Source organism: Phenylobacterium sp. FG114, from assembly GCF_057809855.1.
In genome coordinates this window covers 1-13,837 of record NZ_JBMDKU010000013.1, presented here as the reverse complement: position 1 = coordinate 13,837, position 13,837 = coordinate 1, and the positions used below count along the sequence as shown (strand labels likewise).

The following is a 13,837-nucleotide window of genomic DNA, read 5'->3' as shown; positions in this document are numbered from 1 at the left end:
CCTTTTCCTGGAGAGCTGCATGCCGCGTCTGAACGCGCCGCCCGAGAGCCCGCGTTTCAGCGAGGCGAGGTTCCGCGCCCTGCTTGAGGGCGCGCCCGACGCCATGGTCATCTGCGACGAGGATGGCCGCATCGTTCTCCTCAATGCGGAGGCCGAGCGGCTGTTCGGCTATTCGCGCGAGGAACTGATCGGCGACTCGATCGACGTGCTGATGCCAGAACGCTTCCAGGGCCTCCATGGCGCCTATCTGCAGGCGTACCTCGCGAACCCGCAGACACGGCGGATGGGGGACGGGGCCAACATGTTCGGGCGGCGCAAGAACGGCTCCGAGTTCCCCATCGAGACCAACCTGAGCCTGCTGCCGGATCACGGACATCCCTTGATCACCAGCGTGATCCGCGACCTGACGCCCAGGCTCGAGGTGCAGGAGCGCCAAGTACTGCTGATCCGGGAGCTTAATCACCGGGTCAAGAACACCCTTGCGAGCGTGCAATCCATCGTCGCTCAGACTGTCCGCTCGGCGTCGACGCCCGAGGCCTTCGGCGAGGCCGTCATCGCGCGCATCACCGCCCTGTCGCAGAGCCACGACGTGCTCACGCGCAACGACTGGGTCGGCGCCCACGTCGCCGATATCCTCGCGGAGCAACTCCTTCCCTACGGCCGCGAAGGGGCGCCGTTCGTGTCCGAAGGGCCGGACGTCGTGCTCCGCCCAAATCGAGCCGTGACGCTCGGAATGGTCGTGGGCGAGCTGGCGACCAATGCGGCGAAGTTCGGCGCGTTCTCGGCGGCGGGCGGCGCCCTGGCGGTGAACTGGTGCGTCGAGCACCCGTCATCCGGCCCGCGGCTGCGGCTCACCTGGCAGGAGCGCGGCGGCCCGGGCGTTTCACCCCCGGCGCGCGAAGGTTTCGGCACCCGCTTGATCAAGCGCAGTCTGGCGGCGGGTCTGCATGGGACCGCCACCCTCGACTACGCCGCCGACGGCCTGACGGCCTCCCTCGAGTTCCCCTTGGTGGACGGCGAGGCATGAAGGGGACGCGGGCGCTCGCGGGGCGCCGGATCCTGGTCGTGGAAGACGAACCCCTCGTGGCGCTGCTGATCGAGGATCTGTTGCTCGATGCGGGCGCGGAGGTGATCGGGCCCGCGGCGACGGTCGCGGCCGCGCTCGCGCTGGTGGCCGCCGACCCGCCGGAGGGGGCGCTGCTCGACGTCAATCTGGAGGGCGAGTTCGTCTATGCTGTCGCGGAAGACCTGGCGCGCCGCGGGACGCCCTTCGCCTTCGTGACGGGCTACAGCCAGTTGGGCGTCGATCCCTCCTTCGGGAACGTCACGGTGCTGCCAAAGCCATTGCCGCTGGGCGACTTCGCGCGCCGCGTGGCGAAGGCGCTGGGATGGGAGACGGCAGGGGACTAGGCGGCCTGCGGCGGGTGCGCGCGGAAATGAACCCGCGCGGCGCTCGTCACCCGATCGAGGATCTCGGCCACGAAATCCCGGGAAATGTCGGAGACGATGCCGCCGAAATGAGCGTGGTCGACCACCTCGAGCCCACAGGTCCCCGCCAGGTGTCGGTCGAAGAGGCGCAGCAGGTCGCTGAGGGCGCCCGTGTCCCGCACCCACTGGTCCGGCGCTCCGGAGGTGGTGAAGCTGATCAGTTGGCGGCCGGTCAGCGCCGGATTGGTCCCCCCGAACCCGGGCGTGAAGCCGAAGCCCATGCTGAAGACGCGATCAACGTAACCCTTGAGGATCGCCGGCGGCGCGTTGAACCAGAGCGGGTAGACGAACGCGAACACGTCGACGTCCGCGAGCAGAGCGCGCTCGCGCAGAACATCGGCGCGGAACCGCGGCGGCTTCGGCCCGGGAATCTCAGGGGCCCACAGACGGGGATCGAACCGCATGCGGTAGAGATCGCGCACGACGACGTCGTGGCCGAGCGCGGTGATCGCGGCCTCGTAGCTCGCCGCGATGGCGGCGTTCAGACTGTTGTGGGCCGGATGGGCCAGGATGACGGCGTGCTTCATGGCGTTTTCCGCAATTTGCGTGGCGCGGCCTGGAGCCGCAGGACGAGCCAGGGCGTCAACCCCATCGCAAGCAGTCCCAGAGGCATGAGCCCGCCGTGCGCCAAGTCGTATTCGGCGAAGGTGTGCTCCAACCCGAGGCCCATGAGCCTTCCCAACGCGACCTCGAAGCCGAGCGTCAGCGTCACCCACAAGGCGCCCACGAGAAGCGCAGCGCGCGCCGAGCGCAGTCGCAGCCAAGGGAGGCAGACCCAGGTCACCCCGAACACGATCAGGACGCCGACGACCACAGAGACCTGGCGCAGGGCGAAGGTGACGTCCGGGCTGAAGAGGAATCGGCGCGCCATGCCATGGGCGCTCTCGCCAAGCATGATCAGGAGCCAGACAGCGAGGGCGCGTAGCAGGGCGGCGAGCGGGGCGGGCATCGCGGACCTCAACGGGCCGTGTAGCCGCCGTCGATCACCAGCTCGGCGCCGGTGACGAACTTGGCTTCGTCGGAGGCGAGATAGACACAGCCCCAGGCAACGTCGTCGGGATCGCCGATGTGACCCAGCGGATGCATCGCCGCCAGGCTGACTTGGGCGCCCGTCTCGTCGCCGGTGTCCTGCACATAGCCCTCGACCATCGGCGTCCAGATGAAGCCAGGGTGGATCGAGTTCACGCGGATCCGATCCTTCGCGTAGAGCAGGGCGTCGGTCTTGGTCATAAGCCGCACGGCGCCCTTCGAGGCGTGGTAGGGCGGCACGTCGGGCGCGCTCACCAGCCCGTAGATCGAGCTGAGGTTGATGATGGCGCCGCCGCCGGCGCGGCGCAGGTGGGGGATCGCGTGCTTGGTCCCGAAGAACACGCCCTTGACGTTGATCCCCTGCACGAAGTCCCACTCCGCCTCGGTGATCTGGTCGGTGGGCTTGTTGACCCCCGCGACGCCGGCGTTGTTCACCAGAATGTCGATGCGGCCGAACCGTTGGGCCACCGCGTCCAGGACGCGCTTCACATCAGCCTCGCGCGAGACGTCCAGCTGCCAGCAGCAGGCGTCGAATCCGCGTCCCGCCAGTTCGTCGACGAAGGCGTTCGCGTCCTGCACGAGCACGTCGCACACCGCGACCGCCGCGCCCTCCTCGGCCATGCGCAACGCGGTGGCGCGCCCGAGGCCAAGCGCGCCGCCGGTGATCACGGCAACCTTCCCCTTCAAGCGGTCCATGGCGGCCTCCCGTGGTCTATCGGAAGAGGCTAGGGACGGGGCCAGGTCGACGCCTTGCGCAGGATCAACTGCGGAGTGTCGTCAGAACCGATAGCCGACGCCGGCCGAGAGCACCCAGGGGTTCAGGGTCACTTTCGACTTGATCCCGCTGGCCTGGTCGACTGCGTCGGTTTCGAAGAACACCTTCTTCGCATCCAGGTTGACGCTCCAGCGGTCGCGCGCGGCGATATCGACGCCGGCCTGAAGCGCCGCGCCGAATCCGTCGTCGAGCTTGAGGTGGAAGCCGTTCTTGTCGTCGCCGCCGTAGAACAGCATGTAGTTCACGCCCGCGCCCACATAGGGACTGACCCGCGCCTCCGGCGCGAAATGGTACTGCAGCGTCACGATGGGCGGCAGCACCCAGGTGTCCTTCACCTTCAGGTTCGTGCCGGGGCCCTTGGCCCTGACCGTGTGCTGGGTCGTGCCGGCGATCCCTTCGATCGCCACGTGATCGCTCAGGAAGTAGGCGACGCCGATGGTCGGCATGACGTCGTAGCCGACCTTCGAGCGCAGTCCGACGCCGGCGCCCGCGAGGGTCGTGATCGGGTCGGTGCCGGTGGGCGCGATTTCGGTGACGCGGACGTTGAGGACCACATCGCCCTTGGCCTTCGGCTTAAAGTCCTGGGCCTGGGCGCTTCCGCCAGCCGCCAGGGCGGCGAGCGCCGCCGCAATCAGATGCTTCGAGTTCACGGTTCTATCCCCTTCGCGGCGGCGTATGGCGCCGCTTGTGAGGACGGTTTGGCGCCTGCCGATCAGCGGGACTTTGATCTGGAGCAAACCCGACTTTCGAAAATCGGATCGGCGGCCGGAGGGCGCGATCATCCCGCGCGGATAGGGCGCAGAAGCGTGGTCAGAGCGCGGGGCGCGAGGGCGCGAGGGCTATGGCCACGGCGGCAAGTCCCGCCACCGCGAGGCCCGCCGCGGCGTAGCACCAGCCGCAATGGGGGGCGGCGTCGGCGCCGCAAATCGTTCCGATGAGGGCCATGTGGTCGCGGGCGAGGTCGGCGGCGAGGCCTGCACTGGCGAGCAGGATGCCGCCGACCGTCCCGGCGCCCAATCGGAACACGCGGTCTTCATAGGGATGGGCGAGACGGCGCATTCGGTCCTCCGGAACGCCGCCTTGTCGCACCCCCCGGAAGCGGGGGCGTTGACGGAGATCAAAGCCGCCCCATGCGCGCTGCGGCAGAAGCCTGAGCGTCTCTCAACGCAGCCGTGGGTTCCATGACGCAGGCCCGAGCCTTTCGCGACGACGCGCCGTTCGACGCCGTCGCCCTATATGTCTTCACCGGCCTCTGCGCGTTCGCCGCGCTGCTGGCGACCGCCTTCACGCAGGACCCCAGCTTCAGGCTTCACAGCTGGATCATGCTGGGCGCCTTCGCCGTGGGCTTCCTTGCGATGTCGGTCTCGATGGCCGACGGAAAGCTGCGCGCCGACCCAACCCGCTACGCCGACGGCGTTGTGCGCGCCGGGGTCATCGCCACCATGTTCTGGGCCGTCGCCGGCCTCGGGGCAGGGGTGCTGATCGCAGCCCAGCTCTCCTGGCCGAGGATCTTCTATTTCCCAGACGCCGAGTGGCTGAACTTCGGCCGGTTGCGCCCGCTGCACACCTCGGCGGTGATCTTCGCGTTCGGGGGCAACGCCCTGATCGCGACCTCCTTCTATGTGGTGCAGCGCACCTGCAAGGCGCGCCTCGCGGGCGGCGTGTGGCCCTGGTTCGTATTCTGGGGCTACCAGCTGTTCATCGTGCTGGCGGCCACGGGCTACCTCGCCGGGATCACCCAGAGCCGGGAGTACGCCGAGCCCGAATGGTACGTGGACCTGTGGCTGACCATCGTGTGGGTCGCTTACCTGCTCGTGTTCCTGGGAACGATCTGGAAGCGGAAGGAACCCCACATCTATGTGGCCAACTGGTTCTACCTGGCCTTCATCGTCACCATCGCGATCCTGCACATCGTCAACAACCTGGCGATGCCGGTGGGCCTGCTGGAGTCCAAGAGCTACTCGGCTTTCGCCGGGGTCCAGGACGCCCTGACCCAGTGGTGGTACGGCCACAACGCCGTGGGCTTCTTCCTGACGGCCGGCTTCCTAGCGATGATGTACTACTTCGTGCCGAAGCGGGTTGAACGGCCGGTCTATTCGTACCGCCTGTCCATCGTCCACTTCTGGTCGCTGATCTTCATCTACATCTGGGCGGGTCCGCACCACCTGCACTACACGGCCCTGCCGCAGTGGGCCCAGACGCTGGGGATGACCTTCTCGATCATGCTCTGGATGCCCTCCTGGGGCGGCATGATCAACGGCCTGATGACGCTCTCGGGCGCTTGGGACAAGCTGCGCACCGACCCGGTCGTCCGCATGATGGTCGTCGCCATCGCCTTCTACGGCATGGCCACGTTCGAAGGGCCGCTCATGTCGGTCCGGGCGGTCAACGCGCTCAGCCACTACACGGACTGGGGCATCGGCCACGTCCATTCGGGCGCCCTCGGCTGGGTCGGCTTCATCAGCTTCGGCGCGATCTACTGCCTGGTGCCCTGGCTCTGGAAGAAGGACCGCCTCTACTCGAACACCCTGGTCGAGTGGCACTTCTGGATCGCGACGACGGGCATCCTGCTCTACATCGCCGCGATGTGGGTCTCCGGCATCATGGAAGGCCTGATGTGGCGCGAATACACGCCGCAGGGCTACCTCGCGAACGCCTTCGTCGAGACCGTCGCGGCCAAGCATATCGAGAACGTCATCCGCACGATCGGGGGGCTCATGTACCTCGCCGGCGCGGTGATCATGTCCTTCAACCTGTGGCGCACGATCCGCATGCCCAGGCCCGCGACCGCGGACCTGCAGGCCGCGGGCGCCCCCGCCCTGATGGCGGCTGAGTAGGGCCCTGCAAATGTGGAAGCGTCACGAAAAGTTCGAGCGTCATTCGCTCGTCCTCCTGATCGGCATCATCATCGTGGTCTCGATCGGCGGCCTCGTCGAGATCAGCCCGCTCTTCTACCTGGAGAGCACGATCGAGAAGGTGCAGGGCGTTCGGCCCTATACCCCGCTCGAGCAGGCCGGCCGCGACATCTACGTCCGCGAGGGCTGCTACGTCTGCCACTCGCAGATGATCCGCCCCCTGCGCGACGAGGTCGAGCGCTACGGCCACTACAGCCTGGCCGCGGAGAGCATGTACGACCACCCGTTCCAGTGGGGCTCAAAGCGTACGGGCCCGGACCTAGCGCGCGTGGGCGGCAAGTACTCCGACAGCTGGCATGTCGATCACCTGAAGAATCCGCGCGCCGTCGTGCCGGAGTCCAACATGCCGCCTTACGCCTTCCTGGCTGAGCGCGAGCTGGACTACCGCGCGGTGCAGAAGCACCTCGAGGCGCTGACACGGGTGGGCGTGCCGTACACCAAGGACCAGATCGCCAACGCCAGCGCCGACCTCGAGCAACAGGTCGATCCGTTCGCGGGCGAGACCTCGAACCTGAAGAAGCGCTACGGCGCGAAGGTGCAGCAGCGCGACTTCGACGGCGATCCTTCCCGGATCACCGAACTGGACGCCCTGATCGCCTACCTCCAGGTGCTCGGCACGATGGTCGATTTCCGCACCTACAAGGCGGAAGACCCGGAGAACCTGCGATGAGCGGTCTTTCCTACGAGGCCGTGGCGACCTTCGCCCAGCAGGGCGGGACAATCTACTTCGGCCTGATCTTCGCCGGCGGCCTGATCTACGCGCTCTGGCCGCGCCACAAGGAGGCGTTCGATCGCCTCGCCAAACTCCCCCTCGAGCAGGACGAGAGCGACCATGTCTGACCGCGAGCGCGACGAGCACTCCGGCACGGAGACCACCGGCCACGAGTGGGACGGCATCAAGGAGCTGGACACCCCGCTGCCGCGCTGGTGGCTGTGGGTGTGGTACGGCTCGATCGCCTGGGCCATCGTATACTGGATCCTGATGCCGGCTTGGCCTGGGATCACCGGCTATACAAAGGGTGTCCTGGGGCTTTCAGACCGGGCGGCCGTCGTCCAGGAACTGGGCGCCCTGGCCAAGCAGCGGCAGGCCGGCGAGACCCGGCTGCGCGACGCGTCGCTGCAGCAGATCGAGGCCGATCCCGAGCTGCAGGCCTATGCCATGCAGGTCGGCCAATCGGTGTTCGGCGACAACTGCGCCACCTGCCACGGCGCAGGCGGCGCGGGCGCCAAGGGCTATCCTAACCTGCGCGACGACGTGTGGCTCTGGGGGGGAACGCTCGACGAGATCCGCCACACCATCCAGGTCGGCGTGCGCTCGGGTCACGCGCAGGCGCGCGGGGAGGCGGTCATGCCCGCCTTCGGCCGCGACCAGATGCTGAGCGATGCGCAGGTGTCGGATCTCACGGAGTACGTGGTTGCCCTTTCGGGTCGCAAGGCGGAGGCTGCGGCGGTGGGTCGGGCGCGCCAGACCTTCGCCGATCAGTGCTCGGCCTGTCACGGGCCCGCCGGAACGGGCGACGTGACGCGCGGCATCCCGAACCTGACCGACGCCGAGTGGCTATACGGCTCGGACCGGCAGACGATCCGCGACCAGATCTGGAATGGTCGCAATGGCGTCATGCCCACCTGGGAGGCCCGCTTCTCGCCCGAAACGATCAAGGCGCTGGCGGTCTACATCCACGCCAACGCCGGTGGCGAGACGGAGCCGGCCGCCTCGGTCGCGGCGGCGTCGCAGGGGAGCGCCCTCGGCGCGGCCCGCTGATGCCGACCGTCATCGATACGGTGTCGAAACGAACGGACGGCGGGCCGGAGTCCGCCGCCGAACGCGTGCGGCGCAAGGAGAAGGGGACCGGCGGCCTCTATCAGCCGCGGGTGCCGATCTACCCTAAGCTGGTCCACGGCCATTGGCGGCGGATCAAGTGGGCGCTGCTGATCCTCACGCTCGCCATCTACTACGTCACCCCGTGGATCCGTTGGGAGCGGCCGGGCGCGCTGCCGGACCAGGCGGTGCTGGTCGATTTCTTCGGCCAGCGGTTCTACTTCTTCGGCATCCAGCTGTGGCCCCAGGAGGTGTACTTCATCACCGGCCTGCTGGTGATCGCGGCGCTTGCGCTCTTCCTGGTGACCGCGTTGTTCGGACGCCTCTGGTGCGGCTACGCCTGCCCGCAGACGGTCTGGACCGACCTCTACATCTACATCGAGCGGGCCTTCGAAGGGGATCGGAACGCCCGCATGCGACTGGCGGCGGCGCCGTGGTCGTTCGACAAGCTGTGGCGCAAGGGCGGCAAGCACCTCGTCTGGCTGGCGGTGGCGTTTGGCACGGGCGGCGCCTGGATCTTCTATTTCCGCGACGCGCCGACGCTGTTCGTGGAGTTCTGGACCGGCAAGGCGCCGATCCAGTCCTATCTCTCGTGCGCGATCCTGACGGGCACCACGTACATTTTCGCCGGTCACATGCGCGAGCAGGTCTGCACCTACATGTGCCCCTGGCCGCGCATCCAAGGCGCCATGCTCGACGACCACTCGCTGCAGGTCACTTACCGCTACGACCGGGGCGAGGTCCGTGGCCCCCACAAGAAAGGCCAGACCTGGGAAGGCCGGGGCGACTGTATCGACTGCCACGCCTGCGTCGTCGCCTGCCCGATGGGGATCGACATCCGCAACGGCCCGCAGCTCGAGTGCATCAACTGCGGCCTGTGCATCGACGCCTGCGACGAGATCATGGACCGGGTGGAGCGCCCGCGCTCGCTCATCGCCTATGACACCGACGCGGCGGCGGCCGCGCGCGCCCGCAAGGAGCCGCCCGTCTACAAGCTCGTCCGACCGCGCACGCTCTACTACGCCGTGGCGCTGGCCTTGGTGTCGTCGCTGCTGGGCTGGGGGCTGCTCAACCGGCCCGCCATGGACCTGCATGCGCTGCGCGACCGCAATCCCATGTTCGTGCGGCTGCACGATGGATCCGTGCGCAACGGCTATACGCTCAAGATCGCCAACCGTACGTTCCAGCCGCAGACGGTCTCCGTCGCGTTCGAGGGCGTGGGCGGCGAACGGCTGCGCATCCCGGGCGAAGCGGCGGGCGCGACCCTGACCGCGACGATCCCCGCCAACGAGGTGCGCGCCGTAAGGGTGTTCGTGACGGCCGATCCCTCGGACGCCGCGACCGAGAGCCTGCCCGCCACCTTCGTGATCCGCGGCAAGGCCGGCGTGTTCGAAGCCAAGACCACCTTCATCACCGGAACGGAAACGTCGCGATGAGCGCCACCGACACCTCCACCCGTCCGGGGTTCACGATCCGTGGCTGGCACGTTCTGGCCGGCATCACGGCCTTCTTCGCCGTCGTCATGGGCGTGGATGCGACGTTCACGGTGCTCGCGCTCCGCACGTTCCCGGGCCAAGTGTCGGTGACGCCCTACGAAGACGGGCTGCTCTACAACCGCAGGATCGCCCAGCTCGAGGCTCAGGAACGGCTCGGCTGGCGGGCCGCCGCCGCGGCCGAGCCCGGTCAGGTGCGGCTGGAATTCCGCGATCGCGACGGCCGCCCCCTCTCGGGCCTGGCCATCGTCGGCCGCCTCGAGCGCCCCGCCACCGAAGCCGGACGGATCAGCCTGAAGTTCGTTGAGGCTTCTCCGGGCCGCTACATCGCGCCGGCGGGCCGGATCGCCGGGGCGTGGGACCTCACGGCCGACGCCAAGGGCGCCTCGGGCGGCGCCTTCCTGGCGGAGCGGAGGCTCACGTGGCCCTGACCTACGACGCGCCCCGACGCGACCTCGGCGCCTTTCTCCGCCGCCGCGACGATGGCCGTAGCACCCTGGAACTGCTGGTGCCGGACGTGCGCTGCGCGGGCTGCCTCTCGAAGGTGGAGCGCGCCGTCGGCGCGGTCCCAGGGGTGGCCACGGCCCGCGTCAACCTCAGCCTGAAGCGGCTGTCCGTGGAGTTCCAGCCGGGGGCGGGCGATGCGACGGAGGTCGTCGCGGCCCTGGACCGCCTGGGCTATCCGTCGACGCCGTACGATCCGCAGGAGGCGCGCCTCACTCACGATCTCGAAGGTCGTGAACTCATCCTGGCCATGGCCGTCGCCGGCTTCGGCGTCATGAACACCATGATGTTCTCGGTTCCGATATGGGCGGGGCTGTTTGGGCAGGAACTGGGTCCGGCGACGCGGACGGTCATGATGTGGTTCTCGGGCATCGTGGGCGCGCCATGCGCGATCTATGCCGGCCTGCCGTTCTTCCGTTCCGCCTGGCGTTCGCTGAAGGCGCGCCGCGCCAATATGGACGTGCCGATTTCGATCGGCGTCCTGCTGACCCTGGCCATCAGCTTCTCGGAGACGATCCTGCATGGGCGGGACGTCTATTTCGACGCCGCGGTCTCACTGCTGTTCCTGCTGTTGATCGGGCGGTGGCTGGAGCATCGCCTTCGCGCGCGCGCATCCAGCGCGGCCGCGGATCTCCTGGCCCTGCAGGCCACCACCGCGACCCGCATCGGCCACGAGGGAGACCTCGCGGTGGTGCCCCTCGATCAGGTCGGCGTTGGCGACATCCTCCTGGTGCGTCCCGGCGATCGGCTGCCGGTCGATGGCCAGATCGTCGAGGGCGCGTCCGAGCTGGACAACAGCCTGCTCACAGGCGAGACGGCGCCGGTCGCCGTGGGAGTCGGCTTGGCCTGCCGCGCCGGCGCGCTGAACCTTTCTGGTGTCCTCCGCCTGCGGGCCACGGCGCGTTCGGAAGACTCCGCGGTCGCCGCCATCGCCCGGCTGGTGGAGCTCGGCGCCCAGTCGAAGTCCCGCTATGTCCGCCTCGCGGACAAGGCCGCCGCCGTCTACGTGCCGGTCGTGCACACGGTGGCCCTGCTCACCTTCCTGGGTGGCTGGGGCTATGGCCTCGATCCGCGCGAGGCCCTGATCCGTGCGGTGGCGGTGCTGATCGTGACCTGCCCATGCGCCCTGGGCCTCGCGGTGCCGGCGGTGCAGATCACCGCCTCGGCGCGGCTGTTCCGGCATGGCGTGCTGGTGAAGTCAGGCGCCGCGCTGGAAAGGCTGGCCGAAGTCGATCACGTGGTCTTCGACAAGACAGGCGTGCTCACCGAGGGGCGTCCCCGCCTCAAAGATTCCGCTCCCGCCGCGACTGCCATGGCCGCGCCGCTGGCGCGCGCCTCGCGCCACCCGCTGGCCCGCGCCCTGGCGTCGGTCGCCGGCGACGGCCCGGTGGCCGAGACGGTGACCGAGGTCCCGGGTCAGGGTGTCGAAGGCGTTGTCGACGGTCGCCGCTGCCGGCTGGGCAAGGCCGCCTTCCTCGGCATCGAGAGCCGCAGCGGCGAGACCGAGCTCTGGTTTGGGTTCGACGGCGACCTGCGGATCCGTTTCGCGTTCGTCGACGCGCTCCGGGCCGATGCGGGCGATGTCGTGACCGCCTTGCGGCGGCGTGGCCTGACGGTGGAGATCCTGTCCGGCGATCTGCCCGGACCGGTCGGCCGCGCCGCCGCCGGCGTCGACGTCGCGGACTGGCGCGCCGGCTGCTCTCCGCAGGACAAGGCGGAGGCGATCGACGCGCTGGCGCGGCGGGGCCGCAAGGTTCTTATGGTCGGGGACGGATTGAACGACGCCGGCGCGCTCGCCAAGGCGCACGCGGCGATGGCGCCCGGCACGGCGCTCGAGGCCAGCCAGAACGCGGCGGATCTCGTCTTCTCGGGCGACGCGTTGATGCCGGTCGTGGACGCCATCGACATGGCGCGCAACGCGCGCGCCCGGGCGCTGGAAAACTTTGGCCTTGCGGCCCTCTACAACCTGGTCGCCGCACCGGCCGCGATGCTGGGGCTGGTGAACCCGTTCGTGGCGGCGATCGCCATGTCGGGCTCTTCCCTCGTGGTCACGCTGAACGCCCTGCGTACTGGAGTCCGCCGATGGACATCGTGATGCTTCTGGCGCCCTTCTCACTGGGGCTCGGTCTGATCGCGCTGGGCGCGTTCTGGTGGACCCTGCGGGACGGCCAGTACCAGGATCCGGCGGGTGACGCGGCAAGGATCCTGATCGACGAGGACGACGACCGGCCGACGACTTGATCTGCATCACGGCCGTCGCCGGCCGTTCGTGATCAGGGTCACCGGATGAACAGTTCAGTCGTGACCGACCGCGCCCACCGCCTCGCCGATCTCGTCGCCCGCTTTGACGGCCGCGCCCCTCGCTACACCAGCTATCCGACCGCCGTGCAGTTCGCGCCGACCGTGGATGAGGCGGTCTATCGAGGCTGGCTGGCCGAGCTTCCGGCCACAGATCCGGTCTCCATCTACATCCATGTGCCGTTTTGCGCGCGGCTGTGCTGGTATTGCGGCTGCAACACCCGCGCGGTGAACCGGCGCGAGCCGATCGGCGAGTACGTGCAGCTGCTCCTTGCGGAGATGGACTTCCTGGCCCGGGCCATCGGGCGGCGGTTGCCCGCGCGCGCCATCCATCTCGGCGGCGGGACGCCGAACATGCTGTCGGCGGAGGAACTCACCGCGATCTTCGACGGCCTGAGCCGCGTCTTCGACCTGTCGCCCGACCTCGAGGTCGCCGCGGAACTGGATCCTTCGACCCTCAGCCGCGACTGGGTGCGAGCTGCGGCCCGACATGGCCTGAACCGCGCCAGTCTCGGCGTGCAGAACCTCGACCCGACGGTTCAGGCCGCCGTCAACCGCCGCGAGAGCTTCGAGGAGGTGGCCGCGGGCGTTCAATGGCTGCGCGAAGCCCGCGTTCGGTCGATCAACCTCGACCTGATGTACGGGCTGCCGCACCAGACCACGGCCAACACGCTTGAGACGGTGGACGCGATCCTGGCGCTTCGGCCCGAGCGGATCGCGCTCTTCGGCTATGCGCATGTGCCCTGGATGAAGGCCAACCAGCAACTGATCGACGAGGCTGCGCTGCCGGGTCCTGAGGAGCGGCTCGCCCAGTCCGAGGCCGCGGCCGACCGGCTGGTCGAAGCCGGATACGTCCGCATCGGCCTCGACCATTTCGCGCGGGCCGACGACGATCTGGCGCAAGCCCTCGGCGAAGGACGCCTCCACCGCAACTTCCAGGGCTACACCACCGACACTGCGAACACCCTGCTGGGCCTGGGCGCGTCGGCGATCGGCCGCCTGCCGCAGGGCTACGTGCAGAATATTGCTCAGGAGCTCGGCTGGCGGGTGGCCGTCCAGACCGATCAGCTCCCGATCGCGCGGGGCGTGGCCCTGACCGAGGACGATCGCCTGCGCGGTGAGATCATCGAGCGGCTCATGTGCGACCTCACCGTCGATCTGGACGCGGTTTGCGCGCGGCACGGCGCGCAGATGTCGCACCTTTCCAAGGCGATCTCGCGCTTGGCGCCCTTCTTCGCGGATGGACTGGCCCGCCTGGACGGTGCGACGCTCAAGGTCGTCGGCGATGGCCGCCTCATCGTGCGTTCGATCTGCGCCTGCTTCGACGCCTATTTCGACGCCGACGCGACGCGGCATTCCAAGGCGATCTGACGGCCTTGATCCCGGTCAAGGCCGCGGGGTGAGTGGACCTCCATGGTCCCCCGGCCCCAAGGAGCCCCTATCGACATGGACTACGCGCTGGCCTTCCGCACCGCTCTGGACCGTGTTCGGTCGGAGGGACGTTACCGGGTCTTTG

The 13,837-nt window shown here is 68.7% G+C and carries 16 protein-coding genes; 11 read left to right on the top strand and 5 right to left on the bottom strand.

Going from position 1 to position 13,837, the window contains the following annotated elements; translation table 11 throughout:
• The first annotated feature begins 19 nt into the window (after positions 1-19).
• Positions 20-1,027 carry a sensor histidine kinase gene (locus ACODSY_RS19735; RefSeq protein ID WP_488953592.1) on the top strand — a complete coding sequence of 336 codons (1,008 nt, stop codon included), beginning with the start codon at positions 20-22 and terminating at the stop codon, positions 1,025-1,027.
• Positions 1,024-1,410, top strand: coding sequence for a response regulator (locus ACODSY_RS19730; protein WP_488953591.1), 387 nt, complete (start codon positions 1,024-1,026; stop codon positions 1,408-1,410). The genes ACODSY_RS19735 and ACODSY_RS19730 overlap by 4 nt, the downstream gene beginning before the upstream one ends.
• Here ACODSY_RS19730 and ACODSY_RS19725 read toward each other — a convergent pair.
• The 5 genes from ACODSY_RS19725 to ACODSY_RS19705 form a co-directional block, all read right to left on the bottom strand.
• The gene (locus ACODSY_RS19725; RefSeq protein WP_488953590.1) at positions 1,407-2,015 is read right to left on the bottom strand and encodes an NAD(P)H-dependent oxidoreductase; all 609 of its coding nucleotides are present in this window, start codon (positions 2,013-2,015) and stop codon (positions 1,407-1,409) included. The genes ACODSY_RS19730 and ACODSY_RS19725 overlap by 4 nt on opposite strands.
• Positions 2,012-2,437 (bottom strand): hypothetical protein, encoded by a 426-nt coding sequence (locus ACODSY_RS19720; RefSeq protein ID WP_488953589.1) that lies wholly within the window; start codon positions 2,435-2,437, stop codon positions 2,012-2,014. The genes ACODSY_RS19725 and ACODSY_RS19720 overlap by 4 nt, the downstream gene beginning before the upstream one ends.
• A gap of 8 nt (positions 2,438-2,445) precedes the next feature.
• Positions 2,446-3,213: an SDR family NAD(P)-dependent oxidoreductase gene (locus ACODSY_RS19715; RefSeq protein WP_488953588.1), complete on the bottom strand. Its 768-nt coding sequence runs from the start codon at positions 3,211-3,213 to the stop codon at positions 2,446-2,448.
• A gap of 81 nt (positions 3,214-3,294) precedes the next feature.
• Complete coding sequence (locus ACODSY_RS19710) at positions 3,295-3,942, bottom strand: OmpW/AlkL family protein (protein ID WP_488953587.1); 648 nt, start codon at positions 3,940-3,942, stop codon at positions 3,295-3,297.
• A gap of 160 nt (positions 3,943-4,102) precedes the next feature.
• Positions 4,103-4,351 carry a hypothetical protein gene (locus ACODSY_RS19705; RefSeq protein ID WP_488953586.1) on the bottom strand — a complete coding sequence of 83 codons (249 nt, stop codon included), beginning with the start codon at positions 4,349-4,351 and terminating at the stop codon, positions 4,103-4,105.
• Positions 4,352-4,647: 296 nt separating this feature from the next.
• On the opposite strand from ACODSY_RS19705, the gene ccoN reads away from it, so the two are divergent.
• From ccoN to hemN, 9 genes are read left to right on the top strand one after another with little or no spacing between them, the layout of a single operon-like run.
• The gene (gene ccoN, locus ACODSY_RS19700; RefSeq protein WP_488953748.1) at positions 4,648-6,129 is read left to right on the top strand and encodes a cytochrome-c oxidase, cbb3-type subunit I; all 1,482 of its coding nucleotides are present in this window, start codon (positions 4,648-4,650) and stop codon (positions 6,127-6,129) included.
• Between the two features lie 4 nt (positions 6,130-6,133).
• Positions 6,134-6,877 carry a cytochrome-c oxidase, cbb3-type subunit II gene (gene ccoO / locus ACODSY_RS19695; RefSeq protein WP_488953747.1) on the top strand — a complete coding sequence of 248 codons (744 nt, stop codon included), beginning with the start codon at positions 6,134-6,136 and terminating at the stop codon, positions 6,875-6,877.
• Positions 6,874-7,047 (top strand): cbb3-type cytochrome c oxidase subunit 3, encoded by a 174-nt coding sequence (locus ACODSY_RS19690; protein ID WP_488953585.1) that lies wholly within the window; start codon positions 6,874-6,876, stop codon positions 7,045-7,047. Before ccoO ends, ACODSY_RS19690 begins: the two co-directional genes overlap by 4 nt.
• On the top strand, positions 7,040-7,969 hold the full coding sequence (gene ccoP, locus ACODSY_RS19685) for a cytochrome-c oxidase, cbb3-type subunit III (RefSeq protein ID WP_488953584.1): 930 nt from the start codon (positions 7,040-7,042) through the stop codon (positions 7,967-7,969). Before ACODSY_RS19690 ends, ccoP begins: the two co-directional genes overlap by 8 nt.
• On the top strand, positions 7,969-9,462 hold the full coding sequence (gene ccoG, locus ACODSY_RS19680) for a cytochrome c oxidase accessory protein CcoG (protein ID WP_488953583.1): 1,494 nt from the start codon (positions 7,969-7,971) through the stop codon (positions 9,460-9,462). The genes ccoP and ccoG overlap by 1 nt, the downstream gene beginning before the upstream one ends.
• The gene (locus tag ACODSY_RS19675; protein WP_488953582.1) at positions 9,459-9,950 is read left to right on the top strand and encodes a FixH family protein; all 492 of its coding nucleotides are present in this window, start codon (positions 9,459-9,461) and stop codon (positions 9,948-9,950) included. The genes ccoG and ACODSY_RS19675 overlap by 4 nt, the downstream gene beginning before the upstream one ends.
• Entirely contained in the window at positions 9,941-12,118 is a 2,178-nt protein-coding gene (locus ACODSY_RS19670) for a heavy metal translocating P-type ATPase (protein WP_488953581.1), read from the top strand. The genes ACODSY_RS19675 and ACODSY_RS19670 overlap by 10 nt, the downstream gene beginning before the upstream one ends.
• Entirely contained in the window at positions 12,106-12,264 is a 159-nt protein-coding gene (gene ccoS / locus ACODSY_RS19665) for a cbb3-type cytochrome oxidase assembly protein CcoS (protein WP_488953580.1), read from the top strand. The genes ACODSY_RS19670 and ccoS overlap by 13 nt, the downstream gene beginning before the upstream one ends.
• 45 nt (positions 12,265-12,309) lie before the next feature.
• Positions 12,310-13,692, top strand: coding sequence for an oxygen-independent coproporphyrinogen III oxidase (gene hemN, locus ACODSY_RS19660; RefSeq protein ID WP_488953579.1), 1,383 nt, complete (start codon positions 12,310-12,312; stop codon positions 13,690-13,692).
• The last annotated feature ends 145 nt before the right edge of the window (positions 13,693-13,837 follow it).

Bases quoted from the DNA above. Each gene is read 5' to 3' on its own strand.
- ACODSY_RS19735 (WP_488953592.1), top strand. From the start codon at position 20: ATGCCGCGTCTGAACGCGCCGCCCGAGAGCCCGCGTTTCAGCGAGGCG.
- ACODSY_RS19730 (WP_488953591.1), top strand. From the start codon at position 1,024: ATGAAGGGGACGCGGGCGCTCGCGGGGCGCCGGATCCTGGTCGTGGAA.
- ACODSY_RS19725 (WP_488953590.1), bottom strand. From the start codon at position 2,015: ATGAAGCACGCCGTCATCCTGGCCCATCCGGCCCACAACAGTCTGAAC.
- ACODSY_RS19720 (WP_488953589.1), bottom strand. From the start codon at position 2,437: ATGCCCGCCCCGCTCGCCGCCCTGCTACGCGCCCTCGCTGTCTGGCTC.
- ACODSY_RS19715 (WP_488953588.1), bottom strand. From the start codon at position 3,213: ATGGACCGCTTGAAGGGGAAGGTTGCCGTGATCACCGGCGGCGCGCTT.
- ACODSY_RS19705 (WP_488953586.1), bottom strand. From the start codon at position 4,351: ATGCGCCGTCTCGCCCATCCCTATGAAGACCGCGTGTTCCGATTGGGC.
- ccoN (WP_488953748.1), top strand. From the start codon at position 4,648: ATGTCGGTCTCGATGGCCGACGGAAAGCTGCGCGCCGACCCAACCCGC.
- ACODSY_RS19690 (WP_488953585.1), top strand. From the start codon at position 6,874: ATGAGCGGTCTTTCCTACGAGGCCGTGGCGACCTTCGCCCAGCAGGGC.
- ccoP (WP_488953584.1), top strand. From the start codon at position 7,040: ATGTCTGACCGCGAGCGCGACGAGCACTCCGGCACGGAGACCACCGGC.
- ccoG (WP_488953583.1), top strand. From the start codon at position 7,969: ATGCCGACCGTCATCGATACGGTGTCGAAACGAACGGACGGCGGGCCG.
- ACODSY_RS19675 (WP_488953582.1), top strand. From the start codon at position 9,459: ATGAGCGCCACCGACACCTCCACCCGTCCGGGGTTCACGATCCGTGGC.
- ccoS (WP_488953580.1), top strand. From the start codon at position 12,106: ATGGACATCGTGATGCTTCTGGCGCCCTTCTCACTGGGGCTCGGTCTG.
- hemN (WP_488953579.1), top strand. From the start codon at position 12,310: ATGAACAGTTCAGTCGTGACCGACCGCGCCCACCGCCTCGCCGATCTC.